The organism is Solibacillus sp. FSL K6-1554, from assembly GCF_038005185.1.
GTDB classification, from domain to species: domain Bacteria; phylum Bacillota; class Bacilli; order Bacillales_A; family Planococcaceae; genus Solibacillus; species Solibacillus silvestris.
On the sequence record NZ_JBBOSS010000001.1, the window covers coordinates 2,734,606 to 2,759,663 of the forward strand.

Annotated in this window: 22 protein-coding genes; 1 reads left to right on the forward strand and 21 read right to left on the reverse strand. The window is 39.2% G+C overall.

The annotated features are described in order from the left end of the window. Positions 1 to 147: 147 nt before the first annotated feature. The 13 genes from MHB58_RS13645 to MHB58_RS13705 all read right to left on the reverse strand — a co-directional run bounded on the left by MHB58_RS13645 (position 148) and on the right by MHB58_RS13705 (position 15,869). Complete coding sequence (locus MHB58_RS13645; protein WP_008405100.1) at positions 148 to 621, reverse strand: SMI1/KNR4 family protein; 474 nt, start codon at positions 619 to 621, stop codon at positions 148 to 150. 21 nt (positions 622 to 642) lie between these two features. Then, positions 643 to 2,334 carry a T7SS effector LXG polymorphic toxin gene (locus MHB58_RS13650; RefSeq protein ID WP_014823209.1) on the reverse strand — a complete coding sequence of 564 codons (1,692 nt, stop codon included), beginning with the start codon at positions 2,332 to 2,334 and terminating at the stop codon, positions 643 to 645. Positions 2,335 to 2,380: 46 nt separating this feature from the next. After that, positions 2,381 to 2,830, reverse strand: a complete 450-nt coding sequence (locus tag MHB58_RS13655; protein ID WP_014823208.1) for a DUF5085 family protein — start codon at positions 2,828 to 2,830, stop codon at positions 2,381 to 2,383. Continuing rightward, complete coding sequence (locus tag MHB58_RS13660) at positions 2,827 to 3,276, reverse strand: hypothetical protein (protein WP_014823207.1); 450 nt, start codon at positions 3,274 to 3,276, stop codon at positions 2,827 to 2,829. The genes MHB58_RS13655 and MHB58_RS13660 overlap by 4 nt, the downstream gene beginning before the upstream one ends. A gap of 14 nt (positions 3,277 to 3,290) precedes the next feature. Next, positions 3,291 to 4,076, reverse strand: coding sequence for a hypothetical protein (locus tag MHB58_RS13665; protein WP_014823206.1), 786 nt, complete (start codon positions 4,074 to 4,076; stop codon positions 3,291 to 3,293). A gap of 22 nt (positions 4,077 to 4,098) precedes the next feature. Continuing rightward, positions 4,099 to 5,670, reverse strand: a complete 1,572-nt coding sequence (locus MHB58_RS13670) for a ribonuclease YeeF family protein (RefSeq protein ID WP_014823205.1) — start codon at positions 5,668 to 5,670, stop codon at positions 4,099 to 4,101. Then, positions 5,670 to 5,972 (reverse strand): YwqI/YxiC family protein, encoded by a 303-nt coding sequence (locus MHB58_RS13675; protein WP_008405092.1) that lies wholly within the window; start codon positions 5,970 to 5,972, stop codon positions 5,670 to 5,672. Before MHB58_RS13675 ends, MHB58_RS13670 begins: the two co-directional genes overlap by 1 nt. A gap of 38 nt (positions 5,973 to 6,010) precedes the next feature. Next, entirely contained in the window at positions 6,011 to 6,529 is a 519-nt protein-coding gene (gene essA / locus MHB58_RS13680; protein WP_008405091.1) for a type VII secretion protein EssA, read from the reverse strand. Beyond that, entirely contained in the window at positions 6,519 to 9,308 is a 2,790-nt protein-coding gene (gene esaA / locus MHB58_RS13685; protein ID WP_340735427.1) for a type VII secretion protein EsaA, read from the reverse strand. The genes essA and esaA overlap by 11 nt, the downstream gene beginning before the upstream one ends. Then, entirely contained in the window at positions 9,305 to 13,780 is a 4,476-nt protein-coding gene (essC, locus tag MHB58_RS13690) for a type VII secretion protein EssC (RefSeq protein WP_340735428.1), read from the reverse strand. The genes esaA and essC overlap by 4 nt, the downstream gene beginning before the upstream one ends. Positions 13,781 to 13,871: 91 nt before the next feature. After that, positions 13,872 to 15,200: a type VII secretion protein EssB gene (essB, locus tag MHB58_RS13695; protein ID WP_340735429.1), complete on the reverse strand. Its 1,329-nt coding sequence runs from the start codon at positions 15,198 to 15,200 to the stop codon at positions 13,872 to 13,874. A 12-nt stretch (positions 15,201 to 15,212) separates the two neighbouring features. Continuing rightward, positions 15,213 to 15,452: an EsaB/YukD family protein gene (locus tag MHB58_RS13700; RefSeq protein WP_014823201.1), complete on the reverse strand. Its 240-nt coding sequence runs from the start codon at positions 15,450 to 15,452 to the stop codon at positions 15,213 to 15,215. Positions 15,453 to 15,575: 123 nt separating this feature from the next. Then, positions 15,576 to 15,869 carry a WXG100 family type VII secretion target gene (locus MHB58_RS13705; protein WP_008405083.1) on the reverse strand — a complete coding sequence of 98 codons (294 nt, stop codon included), beginning with the start codon at positions 15,867 to 15,869 and terminating at the stop codon, positions 15,576 to 15,578. Between the two features lie 308 nt (positions 15,870 to 16,177). Here MHB58_RS13705 and MHB58_RS13710 point away from each other — a divergent pair, with 308 nt between their 5' ends. After that, entirely contained in the window at positions 16,178 to 16,519 is a 342-nt protein-coding gene (locus tag MHB58_RS13710) for a YwqH-like family protein (RefSeq protein ID WP_014823200.1), read from the forward strand. A gap of 78 nt (positions 16,520 to 16,597) precedes the next feature. Here MHB58_RS13710 and MHB58_RS13715 read toward each other — a convergent pair whose 3' ends face one another. The 8 genes from MHB58_RS13715 to MHB58_RS13750 form a co-directional block, all read right to left on the reverse strand. Beyond that, complete coding sequence (locus MHB58_RS13715) at positions 16,598 to 17,656, reverse strand: YkvI family membrane protein (protein ID WP_014823199.1); 1,059 nt, start codon at positions 17,654 to 17,656, stop codon at positions 16,598 to 16,600. Between the two features lie 171 nt (positions 17,657 to 17,827). Beyond that, complete coding sequence (locus MHB58_RS13720; protein ID WP_014823198.1) at positions 17,828 to 18,478, reverse strand: SIMPL domain-containing protein; 651 nt, start codon at positions 18,476 to 18,478, stop codon at positions 17,828 to 17,830. A gap of 244 nt (positions 18,479 to 18,722) precedes the next feature. Beyond that, positions 18,723 to 19,670: a sensor domain-containing diguanylate cyclase gene (locus MHB58_RS13725; RefSeq protein WP_014823197.1), complete on the reverse strand. Its 948-nt coding sequence runs from the start codon at positions 19,668 to 19,670 to the stop codon at positions 18,723 to 18,725. Positions 19,671 to 19,876: 206 nt separating this feature from the next. Further along, a complete protein-coding gene (locus MHB58_RS13730; RefSeq protein WP_041865707.1) occupies positions 19,877 to 20,509 on the reverse strand; it encodes a precorrin-2 dehydrogenase/sirohydrochlorin ferrochelatase family protein in 633 nt (210 codons plus the stop codon). Positions 20,510 to 20,511: 2 nt separating this feature from the next. Then, positions 20,512 to 22,251 (reverse strand): assimilatory sulfite reductase (NADPH) hemoprotein subunit, encoded by a 1,740-nt coding sequence (cysI, locus tag MHB58_RS13735; protein ID WP_340735430.1) that lies wholly within the window; start codon positions 22,249 to 22,251, stop codon positions 20,512 to 20,514. 53 nt (positions 22,252 to 22,304) lie between these two features. After that, positions 22,305 to 24,128 (reverse strand): assimilatory sulfite reductase (NADPH) flavoprotein subunit, encoded by a 1,824-nt coding sequence (locus MHB58_RS13740; protein ID WP_340735431.1) that lies wholly within the window; start codon positions 24,126 to 24,128, stop codon positions 22,305 to 22,307. A 24-nt stretch (positions 24,129 to 24,152) separates the two neighbouring features. Further along, complete coding sequence (locus MHB58_RS13745; RefSeq protein ID WP_087615844.1) at positions 24,153 to 24,296, reverse strand: YezD family protein; 144 nt, start codon at positions 24,294 to 24,296, stop codon at positions 24,153 to 24,155. Positions 24,297 to 24,316: 20 nt separating this feature from the next. Continuing rightward, positions 24,317 to 25,045: a sirohydrochlorin chelatase gene (locus MHB58_RS13750; RefSeq protein WP_340735432.1), complete on the reverse strand. Its 729-nt coding sequence runs from the start codon at positions 25,043 to 25,045 to the stop codon at positions 24,317 to 24,319. Between the last annotated feature and the right edge of the window lie 13 nt (positions 25,046 to 25,058).

Genomic DNA, 25,058 nt, shown 5'->3' on the forward strand with positions numbered 1-25,058 from the left:
TTTTAAATTGTTCAATACAAAAATTTCTCACAAAAAAATAAAAAGCACTTGTTGTCTATAGTAGACAATCAAGTGCTTGAGGTTAATTAAATAAGTGTGACTAACTTACTGGCATTCTATCAAGAGTTAGAATCTACCAAAAAGTATCTATTCTGTTAACATATTTAGAAATTCTTCAAAGCTATTACTTACAATATATGTTATAGGATTTAAATCTGAAGACTCTTCATGATTCCAAACGCATACAACAGGCTCTTCAACATTGTTACGATAGTCTAAACAAACAAAGTCACCTGCAAATAAAACAGCTATTGGTAGCAGTTCAGTACCTACTAAATTTTCATCAAAAACAATTCTTTCGTCTAGTTGAGTTCTAACTACTCCTATATCGTAATACTCATCATCTCTTTCCCCGGTTACTTTTAAAATACATAAAAACCTATCAATCGCATAAACATGGCTATTACACTTAAAACTATCCTTTATAGGAGTACCACCATTATATTTTTTTATAAATTCTTTATACGTTTCTGGTAAATTTATTCTCCACTTACCTTCCTTTTCAGAAAGTAAAGTATCGTCCGGCAAGGGATAAATTATTGATCCATCCTTAAATTCCATTTCTATACCTCCTCAATATTATTATCTTGGAGCGTCGGCCCACATACCTTTAGTCCTTCCACCATTATGAGGTGTAATATTATGAATACCAAAGGGGACTAGCTCCATTTTACCAGGTACCTCCGTATGATGCCACGTCATCCCTTTTCTTGTACCACCTATTTGTTCATCTAACCACTTAAACTGTTCTTTATCCGATAGCTTCCAAAATCTATCTGGTAGCTGAACAGTCTCTTCTACAACACCTGCACTTGCAAAATCGGCAAATCCATACCTCATACCATCTGCTTTTGTAATCTTTATTTCAGGAATATGTGCTTTTGCTATAGCCATTTCTTTTATCTTTCTTTTTTGAGCAGAAGACAAGCTATCCCCACCCGGAATGGTATCATCCCAAGACCAAGGTTTGTTTAAATCAACATGTTCTTTATATACTTTTGCATAGTCTTCAATGATTTCATCAAATTTCTTGTTACCATTTATAAAATCATCGATATTTCTTAAATTAGTTTCACTAACTCCCTTACCTTTATCCGCGCCCTTACCAACAACCTCATCTACATCACTCTTCTTAACAACCTCACCCACGTTACTATCAACAATTTTATCAATTGCTTTAGGGATTTTCAAAACTTTTCCTATCGGGATGAAGGATGCTAACGCAATACCTTTATCAAGGCCCGAAGCATTTTTATCAGCTAGCGTGTTCACATCGTCCAATATTAAGAAATCCAACAAACCTTTTCCGACTTTTGTAGCGCCACTTCCGACGTCTCCTAGGAAATTAAGAAAACCATTCCCCTCATCTTTCACATTATCTACTGTTGTGGCTGTAGCGGAAAGCTCTTTTGCGATTTCTTTTTCTTTTTGCTTCATAAATGAAACGAAATTTGTTGAAACCATTGCGCCGCTGAGACCGAAAGTACCTAAAGGCTGTTGACCGGTTAGATAAATACCCGAAAGTGTGTAAGGATTCGCCCCTCCGATTCCTCCAGGATTAAATAGTGGGTTCATATTAATCACATGATCCAGCGATTGCGTTCGATAGGCCAGTGCAATCATTAACGGATTCTGACTAGCGAATGACTGCCATTGTTCTGCCGGGAAGTTAACATCTGTTACCCCTTCTGTCATCATCGTTTCTATATTGGTAATCCATGTTTTCATATGCATCAGGTCTGTTTGAATTGTCGTTAATGCATCGGTTTGGGACACGTCAAATTCAATCAGTTTTTCAACGGTTTCGTCCCGATGTCGTTTCGCGTCATGTACACCCAGATGGACTTCACTATCATCCAGTTTTGGCAAGTTCACGATATCTGACACTTGGTCCATGATATTATTGGCTTCATCTGTCAGCTCTTCCGTCACTTGTTTGGCTCGGTTTAAGCCTTGCTCGATTTCGCCTTCCAATGCTGCTTGGCGAATAAAGCCTGATGAATCCGGTTCAAGCGATGAAAGGGCTGTTTTCATCTCTTGAAGAACACTAGTAAAGCTATTTTTAAAGGTATTGAAAAATGTGAGGAATGGCAAATGGCAACTCTCGTAATATGCACGTAATGCTTCTCCACCTTGACCTTTTAGCGATTCTTCTAATTGTGTGAGACCTTGAACAGCACTTTCAATTTGTATCATTTCAATTTCCAGGCGGGTTAACTGATTAACAGTTCTTTCAAGTCCTTGCTGAAACTCATTTACATCCAATACCTTCAATTTATCACCATCTTTTTATTCATTACGTTTGAATTGGCCTCCGTTTTTACCTTACTCCGACACTCATTTCCACATATGTTGCCCCGGAATGACTGCGTTTGTATTCTACAAAGTAAGGGCTGCTCTGCGAGAAATTATGTTGTTGTATGTGCTCCGCCAGTTCCCAAAACTTTACTTGAGATTGTTCATCAAATTGATCGGTAATCCGCGTCATCAGCATGCCATTAATTGAAAAATAGCTTCTGAAATTAACATCTTCTTCAGAACTTATTTGCGAAATTTCATTCTCTTCGATCGGCCGGAAAATTTCAGCAGTCATAACGGATGCGGTCGGGTCACTGATAATAGAAAAAAACATGACATCGGCTGTATTGTATCCATGACTCGATAAAATTTGATCAAAATCTTGGAAAGCCAGATCAATTTCTTCCGGGACAAAATTATAATATTTTGAAGCTACATTTCTGTATGCAATTTGATGGTTTTCTATAATCATTGCACTTCGCTCCATTCTTTCAATGGGACATACAAATCAATGATATATTCTCCGTAAACATTTAACAGTACACAGATATATGAATCCTCTACGGAAAGATTTTCTGCTACTGCATACGCTTTTACTTTCTCATAAGCAGTCCTGAAATCGAATTCTTCCTGTGCATGGCGCAATAACAGAGATTGATTCAATTGGTATTGATTTAAATAGGCGAAATCGGTAATCCCTTCTTCAAATTCGATTTCCGTATTAATCGGCATAAAATAAGTAAACAAACCTTCCCCATCTTCCTCTTCTTCAAACGAGAAAAGCACCGGCCCATTTTTATACACTTCATGATTTAACGGAAAATCTTCCATTACTTTTATTCCTTCAAGCCAGTTCTCTTTTTGATCTCTCACACGAAACATAATTAAATGATCGAAATGCAATCCGCGAATCTCCATATGATTGAGTCCCCCTAACTTTGTTTTACTTTTCTAGTATTTTTGGCTGCTCTATCCGTGTTCAGATAACCGTTTATATCAAAGTTGAAGCTTTTAAATCTGATTTTGCAATATAGTATAACAAGCTGCTCCGGCAATACGAAAATGAGTGTATAAAAAATACCGAATGGTAAAAAGACTAGCATGATTGTTTCAAATAAATCGGACGAACCTGTTTTCATGACAAATTGGATAAGAAAAACAAGCGCTGTACTGCCGATGACTGCAATTGGAATATACGATTTCGTTTCAAATTTCCCACGCATTTCCTCGTTTCTTGACCCTGCACGGTAATGACCTTTTTTTAGAAGTAAATAAAAGCGGATCCACGTAGCAATAAACAATACACCTGCAATTGAAAGTGTAATCCATGTTAAATTTAGTAGCGATTCAACTGTTGCAGCGTCCTGTTCCCCTAAAAGAAATAACGGGCCAAGGTATAAAAATACAGAAAAATTTTGTGTCATAATAATCGACAGGAAGTACTGCAGCTTCTCCATCTTATTAAAAACGACAGGAATAGCGAATAGAAGGGACAATAAAATAATGATTCCTGTAAGCCACATATGAATTGTTTTAATGCTTTCGAAATTTGGATAGATTGTGTATTTACCTGCAATATTATAAGTTAGATAGAAAAACAGTGCCTGCAGGAAAATGCCTAATACAAGCACAGATGCCAACGAATTCGGACTTTGTCTACCAGACTCCAGCGGTCCTCGTAATACTGAGAAATCTTGTTCTGATAGTTTTTTTAGCATGCGGTGATTACCTCCATATTCATCAGTGGAACCAGCCTTTAATTTTATCCATGGCCGATTCCCCTGTTTTTTTGTCTTTTTTGTTAAGAAGCGTATTGGCGAAGATTCCGACTGCAACACCAACAGCAGTACCGACACCCGGAATTGGAACAGCGGCTGTGAATAATGCAACACTTGCAGCTTGTACCGCACCGCCCACCGCTGTATCGATTGCCGTATCCACTGTGGCACGTGTGTGGGCCTCGGCTCCTGTTAGCCCGTCATCTTTTGCATTATGGTAATTGCTGTAGTAGTTCAGACCGGCCGATACAGGGCCAAGTGCTTTTGTAAATCCTTTTGCAGCCCCATTGGTAAAAATCCCTTTTACATCTACAGCATCTTTGAATGACTTACCCGCACCTGCTACAGTAGCTTTACCAACCGTTTTGGCTTTTTCGGCAATGGTCGCTTGATCATTCCAGTATTTTAGCGATGAATGCTCTTTTAAGGCAGCTTCCCCAACTTTGGACCAGCCTGATTGTCCCTTTTTTTGCGTAGCAAACTTTAAGGTTGCCCGATTATTTGCCTGCTGCTGGTAATGTTTTGGTTTCCATGCTTTATTTCCTTTTGGCAATTTATAATTAAACTCGCGCATTGCTTTTGCATCCGGTGTTACACGTAAATAATGGAGGGCACGTTCACTGGCAAGCATACGGTATACATTTCGGCCTGTTCTCGCATCACGCACCAACTCCATTTTCAGTCCGCCGTTTTTCCCTGCCATGAACATGCCAAAGCTTTCAACTGCGCCATTGACCGCGGTATTAAATTTCTTTGCATTCCCTACATCTTCTTTATGTCCCATAACTGTTTCGTCTGCAGATGTGACATCGCCCGGTTTTTCCTCTACAGGCTCTTCTGTCACTTCTTGAACTGGATTTGTTCGGCTTGTTAAATTTGTTAAAAGGGCTGTCGTTGAAGCATATTGCGCCCAATGTTCAGCAGGGAAATTCACATCGGTCAACCCTTCTGTAATCATCGTTTCAAGGTCTTTAATCCAAGTACTCATCGCCGCTAGATCGCTTTCCACTCCTGCAAGCACAGCTGTTTGGCTATTGTCAAACATCATTAAATTTTCAATTGTTGTATCCCGGTGGTTTTTGGCAGCCTGGATTTCGCTTTGTACTGCAGAATCATTGAGTTTCGGCAATGAAACAATATCTGCCACATTGTCCATAATTCCATTCGCTTCAGTTGTTAGGCCCTCCGCAGTTTCTTTCGCATTTTTCAAACCTTGTTCAACACTCGTTTCAAGAAATGTTTGTTGAATATAGCCGCTTTGATCTGGTTCGAGGCTGGTTAACGCGGCTTCTGTTTGCTGAAGAAATTCCTGAAAACTGTTTTTAAATAGATAAAAAAATTGTAAAAAGGGCATGTGGCAATCTCGGTAAAATGTACGTATTGCATTCCCACCTTGCCCTTTTAAAGATTCCTCAAGCTGAATAAGTCCCTGTATAGATGTCTCAATTGTTTTCATTTCGGTATCAAGTCTAGTCAGCATGGTTATACTGCGCGCAAGACCGCTATGAAAGTTTTCTGCATCCAATACTTTCATTATTCCATCAGCCTCCCATGACTAGAAGCGGCACCGTTAATAGTTGTTGATATCCGCTGATCCTGCTCTTTTAAATATTGCACAGAATTTTCCGTTGTTTGAATATTATTTTGCAGCACAGCCTGGTAGCTTGTTAAAACCTGTTCCAATTGCAGCGACAGCTCGTTTAATTTTGTAACAACATCCAACATATTCCCTTCAATTGGCGATTCTGCTTTAGGTTTCAGTGTTGACGCAGCATTCTCCATTACTCCCAGCTGTTCTTCAACATCCGCATATACAACTTTCACTTCATTCGACATATTCCTTCTCTCCTTTCCGTTTTTTTGCTTCTTATGTGTTAGCTTTTATCACCCTGTACCATTTTCGGGACTAGCCATAACAAGACAACGAATATACAAGCTATCAAGAGACCAATATAGAAAAACTGCAGCCCATTGCTTTTGCTGTCGTCATCAGGAATCGATTCGGTTATTTTGGTTTTCACTATTTCTCTTTCATTTGAAAACAGACCATATTTCATCGAATCGTAAGCAATCGTTTTCCGTTCTTTAAAATCACTTATAAAAAGCTCTTCCTTTATTTTCTCGTTTCGTTCTAATACTTTTGGCTTGAAATCCAACTGTTTTTGCTCCTCCCGGATATTTTTCCGGTTGTCCAGCAGGGATTCATTATGAAGATACTCTTTGTTGTCTTTAAATTCTTTTTCTTTAAATTCATTGGGATTGAGGTTATTCAATTCAGTAGCTGCAGACACTTGCTTTGTCTCTAAATTTAACGGAAAGCCGGATTCAATTTCGAATCCGACTCCCATTAATATACTAAATCCAAAAACAACTGCTAATTTCCTACATTTCATAAATCGTTTCCTCATCTTGTTCGATTTTACGATTTTTAATTTTGCTTACAATGAGTGGTACAAGTGCAAAAACCCCAATGAGAAGTGCAAGCACAATACTTGCAGAAATAATCAGTGACTCCGGACCATATTGAATCGATAAGTACACCTTCGACATCGGATCCTCATAATCAATATTGGAAGCCAGAAGTGTCAGCATTGGTGTGACAAAGAATACAATTACTGCAACGGTTACAAACCACCCAATTAGCGGGCCCACTGAAAAGCCGGCAAAAATAATTGTGGAAACTGCTGTTAATAATAAAATTGTGAATATCGTCCACTCAATCGAGCTCGTTTCATTTAACGAATAAATATCCATTCCGTACATACTAATAATTAGTCCGACAATCAGATTAAGCAAAGCAAACAATGCAATGCGCACACTTCGTTTATTATTTTTTAAATAGTAGCAGAAGTAGCCGATTAATAGTCCGCTGACCAGAACAATTACGAGTACAATTACGGGCGGTATTTTATTTTCCTGCACGGAAGAATTCAAGCTTTTCGCCGCAAGCGGTGTTGATAAATGATTGTAGATATGGCCGTTCCTTTGTCCATCGATAAATGCATTGTTAAGTACATCATGGATCGCGTTCCGGTACTTTTCTGTCGTCACCACATTTTCATTCCACTTGTAATTCAATTCCTCTGTATCTGCGTTGACGTTCTTCGCTTTTGATTCCAAGTCATTTGTAACCGAGATAATGTTGTCCTGGTTTGCCATAATACTGTTCATTGCATTACTCATCGCCATTAAGTTTTGACTGATGCTTTGTTGATTCGTGACAAGGCTGCTGCCGTCAGCTGGCGGCGTGGCAACTTCTTCAGATCCGGCAATAAAGGCATCAAGGCTTTGTTGCATACTGTCCGCACTTGTCTCAATTGCATCCAGCTGTGCAGAAATCGCTTCATAGTCTGCATCGACTTTTTCCATATACGTCAGGAAGAAAGAATTAACTCCTTTTTCCAAAGTTGCTAATTGGTTTTGTGAAGCGGGAACGTCCATTTGCAATTCATCTAAAATTGTCGTTCCCCGATCATTGATACCTAAAATCGTATTGACATGCGATGAAATCTCCTTAAAGTTGGATTCTTCGCTTAAGTTCGTTTGCACGACCGCTTCATACTGGGCCAGTGCACCGTAATATTCCATCAGCTTAGTCGTATTGTTACTTACGATAGATTTCGAGAAAACATTTTTCAGACGCTCTATTTTACCGTTATTCATCATAGGCAGCGCCATAATTTCCGCTTCTTTACGCTCGATTTCTTCGATTACGGCTGTTGCATTTTCAAAGGTTGGTTTTTTTTCAACTACTGTCTCTTTAACCAATTCACTTTGAGATTGTACAAATTGTTCCTGCAATTGTTTTTCCTGCTGTTGGATATGCTGGATATTTGCTTCAATTGTTGTCATCTGTGATGAAATTTGTGTAAGCTTTTCGTTTACTGCTGCAGTAGCACTTGCATTAACTGCGGCTTCCGGTGTCGTTTCGCCCGAATTTACAGCTGTAGCACCCACTTCCTGTTTCAGTGAATTCATGTTCTGGACTAAGCCGAGCAGTTTTTCGCGTTCCGAATCAAGCGCTGTAATTTTTGATGAAGCGATAAAGTTATTTGTATTGTCTGTAACTTTGCCGCTACCATTTTTCGCTTGTGTTGTCGGATCTGCTGTAGGGCTACTAGCATCAAGCTGATTCTTTAGACCAATCACTTGATTTTCGTATTGCACTAATAGCTCCCCTTCTACTTGCTTCAGTAGGCTGATAATCTCATTACGCTGAACGACTACTTCATCCGATAAATTTTTAACATTATCTTTATTTTTGGCCAGCTGATTCTCCAATTTTTGTACATCGGAATTGAACTTTTCATTATGCTCCATTAAATACGATTTCACTTCCACATAGCGGGGGTCATGCTCACTTTTCAGCGCGATGATTGAGGCCGTATTTGCATTTTGCAACGGTTGTAAAAGCTGCGGCTGTGTACTGTGATACTCTCGATATGTATCCACATAGGTAATAAATTGTGCCAGCAGCCCTTCAAATTCACCTGCGTTTTCGATATTCCCCTCAATCGGAGTGTCTTTAACAGTGGCAGCCAAATTATCGAGCAGGCTCTTTTGACTTTCAATATCACCAACCACGCTTGCTAAATTCGGCTGATAAAAGTTGGAAATCGTATTTAAAAACTCCATCTCTTTTTGAAGAATCGTATCAAATTCATTTCGTACTTTCTCCAAATCCTGAGATACATAACTCCAGTATAATGTTGCGACTTTCCCGTTAACTCTTGCAGTTGCATTGTCAATTTCTCGCAATACTTTTTCACGGTTTGCCGCGTTCAGCTGACCGGAAACAGTATACTTAAACTCCGCTTTTACCGGCTGTTGCTCTTCATATGTCATGATGTTTTCCGAGAAATTCGAAGGGATATATACGACCGCATCGTACTCTCGATCTGTCAGCCCTTTTTCGGCTGCGCTTCTGCTGACAACAGACCATTCATATTCGGAATCCGTCGATAGAATCGGCTGCACTTCTTTTCCGAATTCCAGTGAACTTTCTTCTTTTTTTGAACCTGTATCTTCATTGACAACCGCGACTTTTTTCGTTCCATTCGATGAATCGAAAAACGGATTTTCTCCGATTGCCATAAAATAAAGGACAGGTGCTCCTACTATCAAAATCATGACGATTATGATTTTTAACATGAGCTTTTTTTGAGCCGTCATGAATAGATCTTCCTTTCACTATCAAAAAGTGGTATTTGGATTTTCGTTTCTTTATTGTTTAGGACATAATAGCCAAACCCTGCTTGTATCTCTTCTTCTTTACGGTCATAAGGAAGCGTGTACAATGTTTGATCAGATTTTTTCATTAATAGAACTGCCTGGCGAATTTGCTTCACTTCCGTAGTTAACACATCGTATCCCTTCGTTAAATCTGTAGAATTTCCTGATGCGATGAAGTTGAACCCTAAATAGCCAGCATTTTTCATCAACTTTGTAATCCGTTCCTGCAATTTTGCATCAATGCCCGAATTGAAACGGGCATAATCATCGACAACCAGCAAAATTGGTGTAAACTGCAACGTTTTGCGCTCAGCTATCGCCGAATTGGCATAAGTCATCTCACGTATTGAAAGCTGCCCTTCTATTTGCGTTATCCATTCTTCCACATCATCTTTAGATTCCAAATACGAAATCGATTCATTGTCGGTAAACATAGCCAGACTTCTGTCAAACGAATCAAAAACGCCGATATGCAGGACGTTGTTCTCTACTGCATTCGTCAACAATACTTTAAGCACATTTGTTTTTCCTTTTTGGGCTTGTCCCATAATCAGAAGGTGCTTGTTCGTCAGGAAATTCACTACGACAGGTCGAACAAATTCTTCATCCAGACCTATCGGATATAAATGCTGCTGACCCATTAATCCGCTGTATTCAGCTAATTGTTTCACGGTTAAATTAGTTGGAAGCATTGGAATCGGTGATGGTCCAATATGATCCTTATACTTTTCTTTTAATATCTTTACAGTTTCTTTAATACCTTCAATTACTTCGAAATCATTATCCCCGTTTGCCGGCAACAGAAGTTGCGAGAAGTTTGCTTCGTCTTTTTTAATAATTGCCCGACCCGGTATTGCTTCAGGTACTAAAGCGGTTTTCCCGAGGATTGTATAGGCTTCACTATGATCCATTAAATAATGAACAATTTTCGTCTTGAGGTTGTTCATGACCGCTTGACGAATCGAAGAAATACGGGTCGCCGTGAAAATCATATAAATGCCTAAAGACTGTCCATCCCGGACAAATTGGTTGAAGTATGTTTCCATATCCGGCATTTCATCTTTAATGAAATCAAAATTTTCTACAACAACAAAGATAAGTGGCAGCTTATTATCTGCAATGCGGTTATAAAGCTTGATATTGCCTACTTCCAGTTGCTGAAGCAGCTGTTTTCTTCTTGCAATTTCATCTCGAACCATTCGCATAAATTTATCCATTTTGCGCCCTTCTTCCATTAAGAAGAAATCAGCTGTATGCGGAAGTTGTTTTAATGGCAGCAATGAACCGTTCCCAAAATCCATCAAGTAATAATGGACTTCCTCAGGACTGTAATTTTCCGCAATATTTAATAATAATGTCAGCACGGTAGTTGATTTGCCGTAACCAGTTGAACCAAAAATACCTAAGTTCCCATCTTCCATCACGCGATAATAATATGGCGATTGACTTTGTTTTTCCGGTTCATCGACGAAGGCCATTGCAATATGTTCCTGAATTTCTGATGTAAAGCCGTTTTTGTGCAATCGTTCTGCAAGTGGAGGCAGCCAAGGACTTTTCAGCTTTTCGATGTTGTACATTTCCTGGGTTTCTTTAATTTTGTCTACGATTGCTTCGATTTCGGAAAGCCCTTTTTGTTTACTTTCTTTTGCGGCTATATTTGATAATGGGATCAACCCTAAATCTGTTACAATTGCAACTTCATCTTCCCCGCCAATGTGCTCGGATTGATATGGAGCTCCACTCCATGCTGATTGGAATAAGTCGTAAACTTCATTGTTGCCAACTTGCAAGTAGCCCCTGCCGGTAACAGTGATGGATGCGGCATCGGCATTTTTAAGAATTTCCTTACTGTCGTTTGCATCCTGAACCTTTAATGCCACTTTGAAGCGGGCATTACTCCATATTTGATCATCTATGACCCCGCCTGGCTTTTGTGTTGCCAAAATCAGATGTACTCCCAGGCTACGTCCGATACGAGCCGCGCTCACCAATTCACGAATGAAATCAGGTTCTTCATTTTTCAGCTCCGCAAACTCATCCGAAATTAAAAACAGATGCGGCAGAGGTTCTTCAGCAAGTTGTAGCTTTACTAATCCTGTATAGTCATTAATATGGGTCACGTTATAGCGGTCAAAAAGACGTTGACGACGCTTCAGTTCACTGCGGATCGAGGCAAGTGCCCGATTCGTAAAGTTCACGCTACCTTCAATATTTGTGATGGTCCCTAGAAGATGCGGTAATGTTCTAAACGGCTGCGCCATCCCTCCGCCTTTATAGTCAATCAGCAGGAATGCAACTTCATGGGGATGAAAATGAACAGACAATGATAAAATATAGGTCTGCAGAAATTCACTTTTCCCTGACCCTGTTGTACCAGCTAATAGTCCATGAGGTCCATGTGCTTTCTCATGAAGATTCAGATACACAAGATCATCTTTTCCCTTCAGGCCGATTGGTACAGCAAGGGACTTGGAGGATTCATTTTCCATCCAGCGATCGCCAATTTGAAGTTCATCGGCTTCTTTCACATCCATCATTTCAAGGAACGTTATACTTTCAGGAATTGAATTTGTCATCCCTGTCTGATGATCCAGTGTCCTTAATAGTCGGGCAAAATGTTCATTATTATCCTGACGGTGGAAATCAAGTTTAAACGGAATATTTACCGCTTTTTTATCCTGAATTAATATGTCGCCTTCTGTATCATTTAAGTATCGAACAAGAGTATGAATATTGTCCGACAAACTTTCCTTTGCATCTGCTGCAAAAATGGCTGAGATGTCCAAGTCTTTATGTTCACCTTCAAGATATTCCAAAATGACATGATCAGATATTAACTGCTGGTTTGTAATGATGAAAACAAGATGCGGAGTAAAATGGAGATTTTCTTTGTTCTCCTTAATATCGCGCTCGCGAATCATTTCATAAATCGTTGACAGCAGCTGATCCCGGGTTTTCTCGTTATAGATGAACCCGCGTGCATACATATTCGGAATATTGAAATGCGGCAGCCACTTCATCCATTCAACGTTCTCATAATCAGCTTCATCAAAAATAAAAACAAAGCGCAAATCATGATAGCTGTGGAAAAATGCAAGCTGGCCTATAATCTGGTGAATTTCCTTTTTTACAATTCGCTCTTTCCCGATTAGTCCAATCGGTCCTTTTGCCAAATTCGCTATAACAGGGACATCTGAAATCTCTTTGTATACTTTTTCAAGTTTTTGGGATTGTTCGATTAGATCGTCCATTTCGCGATTGGCCATATCATTCGAGTTCAAGGCAATGGTAAAGCTAGAAGGAACGATTCCTGTTCCTAAACGTAATTGCAGAAAATCATTACTTTCCAAGGGACGCTCCCAAATCCGGTCGGAAATCTGATTCGTCAAATATTTCATACGTTCAAATTTAGGAAAGTGAAACTCCATTGTAAAGCGCTGTTTTTCGGACAGCTGTTGCAACTCTTGCCGTTTGTTTTCCAAATAGGCCGTATAGATACGAATACGTCTTTCTTTCTTGCGCTTTTCATTGCCACGGTCTTTAAAATACTGCACGGTTGATGTAATGAGCGTCATGACGAACATGACCATCGTAATCAGTATAAAAATGCCGCGTGGTTGAATAACCGCGACAATCCCCATCACAATCAGCATGACAAGCGGCGGTAAAATGATGAGCCATAAACCACGGTTTGACGGGTCGTTCTCCTGTGAAGGAAATGACAGTGAAACCTTTTCTTTCGGCAGTTCATAGACCATTCTTGGCGTTCTTCTGTATATCGGGTATTTCTTTTTCATTTCCGATTCAGGTTCACTGATAACCGAAAATCTTGTTTCAAACTTTTCAAAGCTCGTCACTTCCAGAACATCCTCTTCCACTAGACGAAAGAAAATAAATGGTGTAAAAATCAAGTCTCCTATTTGGATTTCCTTAGTTGACTGCTTTTTTTGTCCATTTATGTAGAGCATAGTATTTTCCGGAAGTTCAGCAATCCATTGTTGCCCCACCTTCAGCAGTGAAAAAGACTGCTGCTGGATTTCAGCTTCAGATTGCCAAACAACATCTGCCTGACCGTCTATTGTAGAAAGAGAAATTTCCGTTCTATTCCCTACAAAATACGTCTCACTTGAAGGTCTTGAAAGAAAGAGAATGATTTTCAGCATTTTTTTGCCGGTACTGTCTTTCCACTCAAAAAATTGCTTAGGATTCACTTTCCCAAGCTGGCTTCCACTCTGTTTTACCGTAAAACCAAAGGAATCCTCGGTAATCTGGAGCGGGCCATCTGTAAATGGAATGCTTTGAATTGTTACAGTATCAGATGAATTATTCCCTACTGTAATGGAATTCTTTTTTAGTTGATTTAAATCTATGGACTGATAATAGTTGTCATAGAAAAATATAAGTGTACTCATCAAATCACCTTCTATTAGGGATTTCCTAATCATGTAATGTTTTTTTCGAAAGTGTTTTTACAATTTTCGGTTTGAAGAACATTAACTGAAGTTATTCGGCTCCCGCTTCCTTAGTTTTTTCCGGCTGGGCAGTCTTCTCCGCTTTTGCTTCGTTCGTACTTTCAGGAACTGTATTTTTTTCTTCTGCTTTTTCCTGCTCTTGCTTTGAAACGGGATCTTTTCCGTCATCTGTATTCACATCTTCAGATTCCAGCGCTTCTTTTAATTCTTCAAGCTGTTTTGTCACTTCGTTTATTTCTGTTTGAACTTTGTCAAGCAGCTGTTCGCGATCTTCGCCGTCTAATTCTCGGTCAGCCTTGATCGATTCTTCATAATGCAACAGCGCAAGCATAATCAAATCTAAATCTTCCAATTGCCGCGCCACCGTTAACGCTTCCTCTGCCTGTCCCCTGCCAATGTAAATCCAGTACTTAAAATAATCCGGATCTGTTTGCAGTGTAATGGTCTTTAAGACGTTTTCCTTTTGCTCTTCCGTCAAAGTTTCATTAACAATGTAGGCAAGCGATAACTCGTACTGAATCACGTTAGGCATTTTTTCAACGTCATACTGTGCAAGCTGATCGATAATGTCACTGTAATTTCCTTGGATGTACGGTGCTTGTACAGCTACATACGCTTCTTGTTGCGGCTGTATTACGAGAGCTGCGTATCCGGTATAGATTCCTAACGGCAATAACACTAATAGAAGCCCCATCAGACTATACCTCACCCAATTCCATTTTGTTTTTGCAATTTTTGTATATTTTTTCACTTCTTTTTCCAGCAGCTGCAGCTGATCTTGGATGATGGTCAAAAGTTCTTGTTCGTCTTTCGCTTCCATTATTTTTACTGCCACCGGACTTAATTCAATTGACTTGGAGAACTGAATATATTGGTCAAACTTATATTTTGGCTGTACCGCGGCGGCAATGATTGCTTTTGTTTCAGCCCAAAGTCGTTCCTTATTTCTTTCATAAGGAGGGATACTCTCTTTTACTCCAGAATGCAGAAAATAAGCGGTCAAACTTTCATCTATGAGAATATTTTCAGGACAAACAATGAGATGAAGCCGGTTTGACTGGTGTAGCATGATAAACCTTAATACCTTTGATGCAAACATCCATCGACTTCTTTCATCTAATGTTCGTAATTTACCGAATGTCATAAAGTTCGGTTCTTTTTTATATGTAAAAATTAATTCATCTTCTGTTAACGTGATGTTTTTCTCAATGAAAGGATTGTTTTCTTGCAATAACGTAATTTCCAGTTCATTGGCTAATTTAATTTTTTCACGTTGAAACGTAATTACAATCTTGTCCTGTTCAAACTTGAGGGCCGCCTCTAACTGTTTTTCTAAATAGGATGTTTTTTTATCTGTCATCTCCATGACTCCTCACAAAATTTCTAATCGATCACCTGTTGTGATGCCACTGTTCACCAGGTGGTCATTCCCGGACAAAACTCGTTGCTTATTTGTATTTCGTACCCAGAACCCTTCTTTCGGTGGATAGGGAATCGACTTTACCTGCCAAACGATTTCAATTAACTCTTTGACGGAATAGGAGTTTGATAGACGAAGATCGAAGCACTCCCCGTTATACTGTTTTAAATCTATTGAAACTTCTATGTACATATCCTTCACCTCAACACATCTTCTGCAACATAGCGATAAACTTGGTCAAATCGATCAGCAAAAACAAAAAGAGCGCCTTCATCCGAATATGACGCTCTTTGAAAACTTAAACACCGATGAAATTTAGCCGCGAATTTGTCCTGCAATTTGACGATCTGCATCTGCAAGAGCATGTGCAGTATTTTTCAGTTGTACTGAAACATCCTGTAAAAGTCGTTGCATATCTTGAATTGATGGACGTAAAGTTGCATATTGATCCGCGAATGCGCGACTTGATTCACCTTCCCACATTGACTGCAGTTCCTGAATCATGTTATCTAAACGCGAAATTTGTTCTTCTACTTGAGCACTTTCACTCCCATAGCGATTCGACATTGCCTCTAGTTCTGCTGGGGTAACACGAATAATTCCTGACATGAAGTTCTCTCCTTTTTGGCATTATTAAATTTCGCAATCAAATTCACAAAATTTAACAATCCTCATTTTCAATCTCATTCTATAGAACCTTCGCAAATAAGGTCAATAAGAATATAGCAAAAGAGGAATTTTATACTAATTTTTTTGGAATAAAATAAGCAAAGTATATCATTTTATGTTATTTTCTTTGTGATATATTTAAGTGGTATTATATAATAGTTCCTACAATTTGCTATAAAACCAATTATTTACTCTATATAGGTACCCATATTTCAAAAGACTAAACCAATTAATTGAGAGGTGATAGAATGTCTTTAGCGTACTGGTATGCTCTGTTAAATAAAAAGCAAAATGATTTGAACCGTTTACAAACGTGCAATGGTCAATTAACCGGAAAGCAAAGTGAGTTCTCAAGCAATCAGCATCTTATGACAAAGCCAGAACTTACTTCAGCTACATGGAAAGGGACTTTAGCTGCACGATTCGATGACATCCGAATCGACGGTATTGTCGCTAGCTATGAAGAAATCCAAAATACTCAATTTTCCAGAACCTTTTCAACTTTAACTGATAAAATGGAGCAAATCCGTCTGGAGATTGAGTCAATCCGCGCTACGATTGCGCGTCTTGAAGCGGAAGAGAACAATTGATAAGTTCGTTATAGGCGGAATGACGAAGAATTTTATGAAAAAAGAAGGATGAATCTTTAGCATAGAATTCTTCGTCATTCAAGTTACCTTCCGACCACTCGATTTGAATAATGCTGAAATCATGATAAAAAGAATCAGAACTATTCCTAAATACCCCATGATGACATACAACTTACTGATCAAAGTTGTAAAACCGACTAAGCTAATCGCAAAGCCAACAATACACAGGAGATTGATAACGACCTTAAATGCAAAACGGTCCTGTTTTACTATTCGGACAGCCAGTATATAAAGAGTTCCTACAGCGGTACTGTAAATCATGGCTAACAGCACAAAGGACATGATGATTCCAACTGTAGGATGAATTTGTTTAGCAAGTTCCAGTGTCGGCATTTCGACTCCGGCCACAATATCCATTTTGGCAAATAAAGCTACATTAATTAGTAAAATGAGTAACCCTAGTATGATGCCTCCTAACGCGCCGCCTCTTCTAGCAACCTTTCTATTCGTTGCCGTTCCCCCCATTACAATAAGCATTGCCGCACCTGCCGCAATATTATAAGAAACATATATAACGGCGCTGGAAAACCAATGTGGTGATGCAGAAGGCTGGCTTTTCGCGATTACATTCAGCTCGCTCACTGAATATTCCATCGTAAACAATGAATAAATTAATAGAATAAATATGATTCCGAGTAAATATGGCATAAGAGCCGCCAGCATTTTAATGATACTTTCTGCATTAAGCATCAGTGTAATTACAACAAGTATTGCCATAAACAAGCTTCCTATCGAAGCATCCACACTGTACATCTGATTAAAAGTAGAACCTGCTCCAGCCAGCATAACCACCGCAATACCGAACAGCACAAAGGAAATTAGCTGGTCGAGTACCGGACCAAAAAAGCGTCCACCGATAAAATGAATACCTTCCTTATGGGAAGACGTCTGTAAATCGGAACCAATCTGTGCAAGCGTCATCCCCAACATCGTAAAAATAATCGTCGCTACAATACATCCAAAAACACTCATTAATCCAAAACTAGTAAAGTACTGCATAATCTCCTGTCCTGAAGCAAAACCTGCACCGACAACTAAACTGACAAACGCCCCTGCAATTTGAATACTCTTTTTCAATTCGCACCTTCTTTATATTTCTATTTATCATAGATACTTTATGTACAGGCAGGTAGAAAACATGCTTGAATATAAAAAGAAGAGAATTTAGGATGAAAATAACCGTAAAAAAATACTTTAACCGCTATTTTTCTGGACGGTTAAAGTATTATAGAATGAAATATAACTTTTCTAATAACTAAACTTTACACGAACTGATGCGCTTACTGTCATTGTTCCAGGTTCTATCGGTGTCACTACCTGTCGGCTACTTAACTGCATCGCTTTGTACGGAATCGGAGCGATCGTTTGCTCTTCTATTATTTCCACCGGCATCGTGTGTAATGTGACGCGCATCGTTTTAGCCATAGCTGTTGCTTTCCCCACGGCATCGATTAGAGCAAACTGAAGTGCCTGACGATAGTAAACATCTGTATCCATTATTTTAAACTCGATAGCGGATACATGGTTTGCTCCATTTCGAATTGCCGTATCAATTACCGTACCTACTTGGCCAATATCCGCTATTTTTACTGTTATGGCGTTTTGAACCTCGTAGCCCCTTAGCACCTGTCTTCCATCTATGAAATCATACGTTGGAAAGATATTGTAAGCAGTCGTCTGAATGGATTCTTGGGGAATATTTAAAGCCCTTAGTGAATCAATCACACGAGTCATAATAACCGCATTTTCCCGCTGAATCGTGCTGACATTTTCGCCTTGCGTTCGAACTTCGATTTGCACTTGCGCATAATCAGGCTGAGCAATAATTTCACCATTCCCAGTAACAGTCAATTCCCGTATACTGGCGACTGGTTGAAACATCATTTGTGGGTGATACAAGAGCTTCCACCTTTCTTATAGCCGGTTTCTGTTATACTATGCACTTCATTCCTTGGAGTTGTGTAAAGATGTGTGTGAGTTGCAACAACCAAACAGTCCCTCAACCTACATCAACATTTTATTGTTCAATAGAAAAGTTCAAAGCATAAAGCTCGATTAACTGATAGCGTTTCCTCTGCACTGAATTTAGTCATAAAAAATACACCTCCAATTGAGATGTTTCTGACAATTGGGGTGCAGTTCATTAAGCTCCAAAAAATTTATAAGTGTTCTTACCCGCCAATTTTGCTTGATATAGAGCTTTGTCCGCATGTTTTAGGATCTTTTCCAGAGCAGATGTATCTTCTGCCGTATAATGGACTATGCCAAGACTTGCGGAAAGTTGATATTCGTTATCCCATGTATTGAGATACTCAAGAAGTATTTCAGCCTGTTTGGCAGTTTCTTCTTTAGAAGAAATATGAGGTAAATTTATAATAAATTCATCTCCTCCCAACCTCACTGCAAATACATTTTCGTGAAGTTTTATAAATTTTTTAATTCTTGAAGATACAATTTTTAAAATTTGATCCCCTGCATCATGGCCATACAGATCATTTATCTTTTTAAACCCATCCAAATCAAGAAAGAATAAAGACCCTCCTAATTCTGAATATTCCTTGAAAAACGCGAAAAGAAACTCTCTATTGTAAAGTCCTGTCAAAGAATCTTTATAGGCCAGTTTTTCCAACATTAAATAATATGAAAACATCTTCGCTACCTTTTGAAGCAAACTGATGCTTTTTGTATCAAAATGAGCAGCATCTTGATGTACCACACATAATGTGCCAAACTTTTCCCCATTTGTAAGGGAAATTGGGATACCCAAATAGGAATTAATATTAATTTTCTCGCTTATTTTTTTCAGCTCTTCAAAATCCGTTTCTTTACTGATATCTTCATATATTAACGGCTGATTATTTTCAAAATCAATTTGATTACAAGCCGTTTGATTAAGCTTTACTGCCATTCCTTCAGACAATAAAATATGTGAATCTGCATTTGAAAGCCGAAGAATCACTTGCTCATTCTCGGTGAATGAACTTAAATAAATCAGTTTGTCAGGCATAATTTCCTTAGCTAGTTCTAATACATCACTGGCGAGTTCATTAAAATTTTGATACATCTGTAATTCCTGCATTGGTATCACCATGAAATTACCTCCATTCCAGAATATCCGTTTGAAGTTATAGTTTATGGAAACATTCAAAGTTTTTATAGTAAAGATTTATTATCTTCCATTAATAGTAACATAAATAAATATGTCTTTATCTATAATTGAATTTCTACTACTTTACCCAGTCTTTGCTATAAGTATGGAAATAAAAAAGAAGCAGTCAATTGTAACTGCTCCCTAATTTATCTTTTATTTTTTTGGGGGTGATAGTATAAATCAAGAATCTTATCCATAAAAATTGACCGTTGTATAGAATTGGAGTGATACCATTCTTCCAAGCATTCCTTTAACAGAATACGCTTCTGTTCTTTAGTAAACTGCCCCTCTTTCACCAGATGCCGGACTTCTTTTAAAAACAATAAATATTCCGGATCCATCCCATCAACAATCGCTGCGAATTCATCACGGAGATTTTTGGCAAGCATCGGGCTAATACCGCTCGTCGTCACCGCAATTGTTATTTCATTTTTCTCATAAATTGCCGGAAAATGAAACGAGCTATTGGCCGGATCATCGACAATATTGATCAGCTGATTGGTCTGACAGCTTTCCTTAACCCGTTGATTTACCGCTGTATCATCTGTAGCCGCAATGACGAGAAATGTCCCTAGCACATCACTTTTATGAAAGGATCTTGCAATATGCTCGATTACATCACTTTTCACAAGGTCATGTAAACGTTCCTCAAGTACCGGACTTACGACTGTAATATTCGGTTGAAAGCGTAATAACGACTCGATTCTCTTAGCCGCTATTTTTCCGCCTCCTATTACAATTACTTTTTTATTTCGTATATTGACCATCATCGGTAACATTGTCAACTTTTCACTTCGCTCATTCCATGAAATTGTCGGCCATCCGTTACTGCTTCTACATAACCTTTACGAATTGTAAAGTCACCGAAATGTTCACCTTCGAATCGCTCTTTTGCATATTCAGAAAAAATTGGCGAAAGAGTATTTAAGATTTCTTCTTCACCGATATTTTCTTTGTAGATTTTGTTTAAGCGCTGTCCTTTAAAATCACCGCCCAAGTATAGATTGTACTTGCCGGGTCCTTTTCCGATAAAGCCGATCTCGCCCATTGCTGCACGTGAACAGCCGTTCGGACATCCTGACATACGAATACCGATCTCGGTTTCACGCAGCCCGTTATCTGCCAGTATTTCATCAATTTTCGTAATTAATGAAGGCAAATAACGCTCTGCTTCTGCCATTGCCAGGCCGCAAGTCGGCAATGAGACACAGGCAATCGAATTGCGGCGCAGTGCAGAATAATGCGCACCGTCCGTTATGTTGTAAGCCTTCAACAGTTTATCAATGACCGTTTTTTTCTGAGGCGCTACATCTGCAATCAGAAGGTTCTGGTTTGGAGTTAAACGAAACACCCCTGAATGAACTTTGGCAATTTCACGCAAGCCGGTTTTTAACTGGTAATCTTCAAAATCTTTAATTCGTCCATTTTGGATAAATAACGTAAAGTGCCATTTTCCATTTTCTCCTTTTATCCATCCGTACTCATCTCCTGTACGACTGAATGTGTACGGTCTTACTTGTTCAAGCTCCCACCCTAAACGATGATTCAGCTCTTGTTTAATAAAATCCAAACCTTTTGCATCTACCGTATATTTAAAGCGGGCCTTTTTACGTTCTGCCCGATTCCCGTAATCACGTTGGATTGTTAAGATTTTCTCCGCAGTTTCAAGCAGACGGTCCTTTGGAATATAACCAATTAAACGGCCTAATTGCGGGTATGTTTCCTTATCGCCATGCGTCATACCCATCCCGCCGCCGACCGCGACATTAAAGCCCAGTAGCTCGCCATTCTCGACAATGGCAATAAAACCAATATCCTGTGAAAATACATCAATATCATTGCTCGGTGGAACGGCAATACCGATTTTAAATTTACGTGGCAAATACAGTGCGCCGTAAACCGGTTCAACTTCTGTATCCTGTATACCATCATAAACTTTTTCTCCGTCCAGCCATAATTCATGGTATGCACGAGTACGAGGCAATAAATGTTCACTTAACTTCGCGGACCAATTATACACTTCTTCATGAAATGCCGATTGATTCGGATTTACATTACACATTACATTACGGTTTACATCACCGCATGCCGCGATACAATCAAGCAGCACTTCGTGAATTTCCTGCATATACTTTTTGACATTCCATTTCAGAATGCCATGTACCTGGAATGCCTGACGTGTCGTTAGTTTTAGTGACCCATTCCCGTACTTTTCCGCCATCTCATCCATTACAAGCCATTGTTCTGATGTTGCGGCACCACCCGGAGTTCGGACACGGGCCATAAATTGGTAAGCTGGCTCCAGCTTTTGTCTTTCTCGTTCTGTACGTAAATCCCGGTCATCCTGCAAATAGCTGCCATGGAATTTCATGAGACGGTTATCATCATCCGGAATTCCTGAACTAATTGGATACTGCATTGTTTTTTCTAAAGTTCCCCGCAAATAATTACTTTCGTCTTTAATACGTTCGACATCATTCGGTTTACCCGGCTGTGGGGGAAGTACGATTTTCTGACTCATATGCCTATCTCCTATCTCTATTAAAATTAACGGTCCATAACAAAAAAAATGGTTTAATATACGTCTCGCTGATAACGTTTTTGACTTTTTAGCTCATTAAAAAATAATGTAACTTCTTCTTCCGTTTTGCTGCCCTGTTCCGCAACAATTTTGCGCAATGTTTGATCCACATCATGCGCCATATATTTCTCATCACCACATACGTAGATGACCGCACCTTCATTTAACCATCGATATACTTCTTCAGCATTTTCAAGCAGACGATGCTGTACATAGACTTTCTGTTCTGTATCACGTGAAAAGGCTACAGATAATTTCGTCAATGTACCATCTTTCAGCCAGCGCTGCAGCTCAGTCTGATACAAGAAATCCGTAACAAAATGCTGATCTCCGAAGAACAGCCATGCATTGCTTTCGATTCCTGCTTCAGCACGTTCCTCCAAAAATGAACGGTAAGGGGCAATCCCAGTACCCGCACCAATCATAATAATTGGTGTTTGCGCATTTTCCGGCAGACGGAAATTCGGATTTTTATGAATATAAATCGGAATCTTATCTCCAATTTCAATTCGCTCTGCCACTTGCCCAGACACAACGCCTAAACGTTCACGTTCATCTACTTCATAGAAAACTTTACCGATTGTTAAATGAACTTCGTCTTCATTTGCCTTTTGACTGCTTGCAATGGAATACAGGCGTACCGGATTTTTCCGGAGCTGATCAACAAACTGTTGGGCATTCCAGTTGAAAGGTCCAAAAGTTTGCACAACATCCAGCAAATCTCGTCCATAAACATATTCCTTTAGCTTCGAATCATCCTCCAGCAATGCCTCAAGCCTATCGTTTTCTGAAAAGACAGCCAGCTTTTGCAGTAATGGCTTTGTCAGTACAGTAATTTCAAAATGTGAAGTGAGTGCTTCATTCAATGTTTTAGAATGATTTTTCACCGTCACTACTTCCGAGCCTTCAAAGCCAAGCGATAATAGTAATGCAGTTACCAAATTTGCATCATTTTCAGGAAGAATGCCGACGCTATCGCCCGGTTCATATGTCAAACCGGATCCTTCCAATGAAAGCTCCAAATGTTGAGTCTTCTTATTCGACCCGCGACCATTTAAATTGATGCTTTCCAGTACTTCCGCATAAAAAGGATTATTTTTGTCATAGGCCGATTTTTCACCAGCAGCTACCGCAACCGGTATATTTTGAAATTCCAGTTGTTTGCTCGGCGTATTTTGCGCCATTGCTTCCACGACCTGTCCAATCCACTGTGAAACTTGATCATCATAATCCAAGTCACAATCGACACGCGGAACAATCCGTTTACCACCTAATTTTTCTAGTTGTTCATCAAAATCAAGTCCCGTTTTGCAGAAAAATTCATATGAGCTATCGCCTAACGAGAGAACGGAAAAAGATACATCCTCCAGTTTCGGTGCTCGCTTTCCATATAGGAAGCTATGGAAGGAGATTGCATTATCCGGTGGATCACCTTCGCCATGTGTACTTGTTATGATGAAAATATTTTTCTGTTTTTTCAGATTATTTGTTTTAAAATCAGACATTGCAGACAGAACGACCTCGACCCCCTGTGACTCTAAAGCCGTTTTCAATTTACCTGCAACTTGTTGTGCATTGCCTGTTTGCGAACCGTATAAAATGGTTGCTTCCTGTTTGACTGCCTCCAGCACTGAAACGGTTTGCCCTTGTTCTGTAACCGTTACTTCAAGCGGCTGATTGGAATCTCCTATTGTTTGTATTGCACTTAAATAACCATTTAACCAAACTTTTTGATAGTCCGTTAATGTTGGATAAAGCTCATTGATTAATTTTGTCTGTGCCTCGGAAAATGGGCTATTATGCAGATTTAACGTCAAAACTTCCACCTCGCGAATTGTGTTTTATTTCAATCTGATTTTTTCATTTTTTTCAATTTGTACAACATGACCGTCCTGAATAACTAACGTCACTGTTCCATATTTCACTGATGCAACCGTATCTTTAATCTTCTCAATCGTTTGGTTAATATCATTTGATTTCGTCATGACTAAATGCCTCCTAATTTTCAGATGACCTCTTGCACTCTTTCCAGCAAAACATTCCGAACTTTTTCGTTGTAGCCTAAATGGTTGCATAAAATTACGGAAGATGAATCTAGGTCAAGCGTCCGAATTCTTTTTTCGATTCCTACACTTAAAAGTCCCGAAAACAATAAATAAGGTACAATAAAAACTTGCTTCGTCTGCTTGGATTTCAGTTCAACTAATGTCTGATCAAAAGACGGACCTGCCCCATATAAAAAGCAAGATTTTACTTCTCGGAAGCCGTAAGTTTCCTTTAGCTGTTCACTGATTCTCGCCATATCTCTTACAACGGCAATATCGCTGCTTCCTCTGCCGATTAATAAAACTTCTGCGTCAGCATTAATCGGCATCTGTTGTTCAACAATTCTTTCATAAACTGTCTCAATTAAAGCTGGATGAATTCCAAATGGGCGCCCGGTTGAAAAGGTTACGTGCGGATAACGTTCTTTCGCAATCTTAATTTCAGCTGGTATATCTTCATTGGCATGCTGAGCCGTTAATAATAAAATCGGGACAACCGATATATGTGTTGCACCTTGATTGACACATTTTGCAACACCTTCCAGAATATTAGGCTCTACTAGTTCCAAAAAGGCAGTTTCCTGAATTTCTGTTTCTACATAAGATTTTGTTTTTTCTAGAAACTGTATTGCCTCATCTGCGCCTTTTTTCAAGCGTGTACCGTGCCCTACATACAAAATTGCCCTCATCGTACTCACCTGC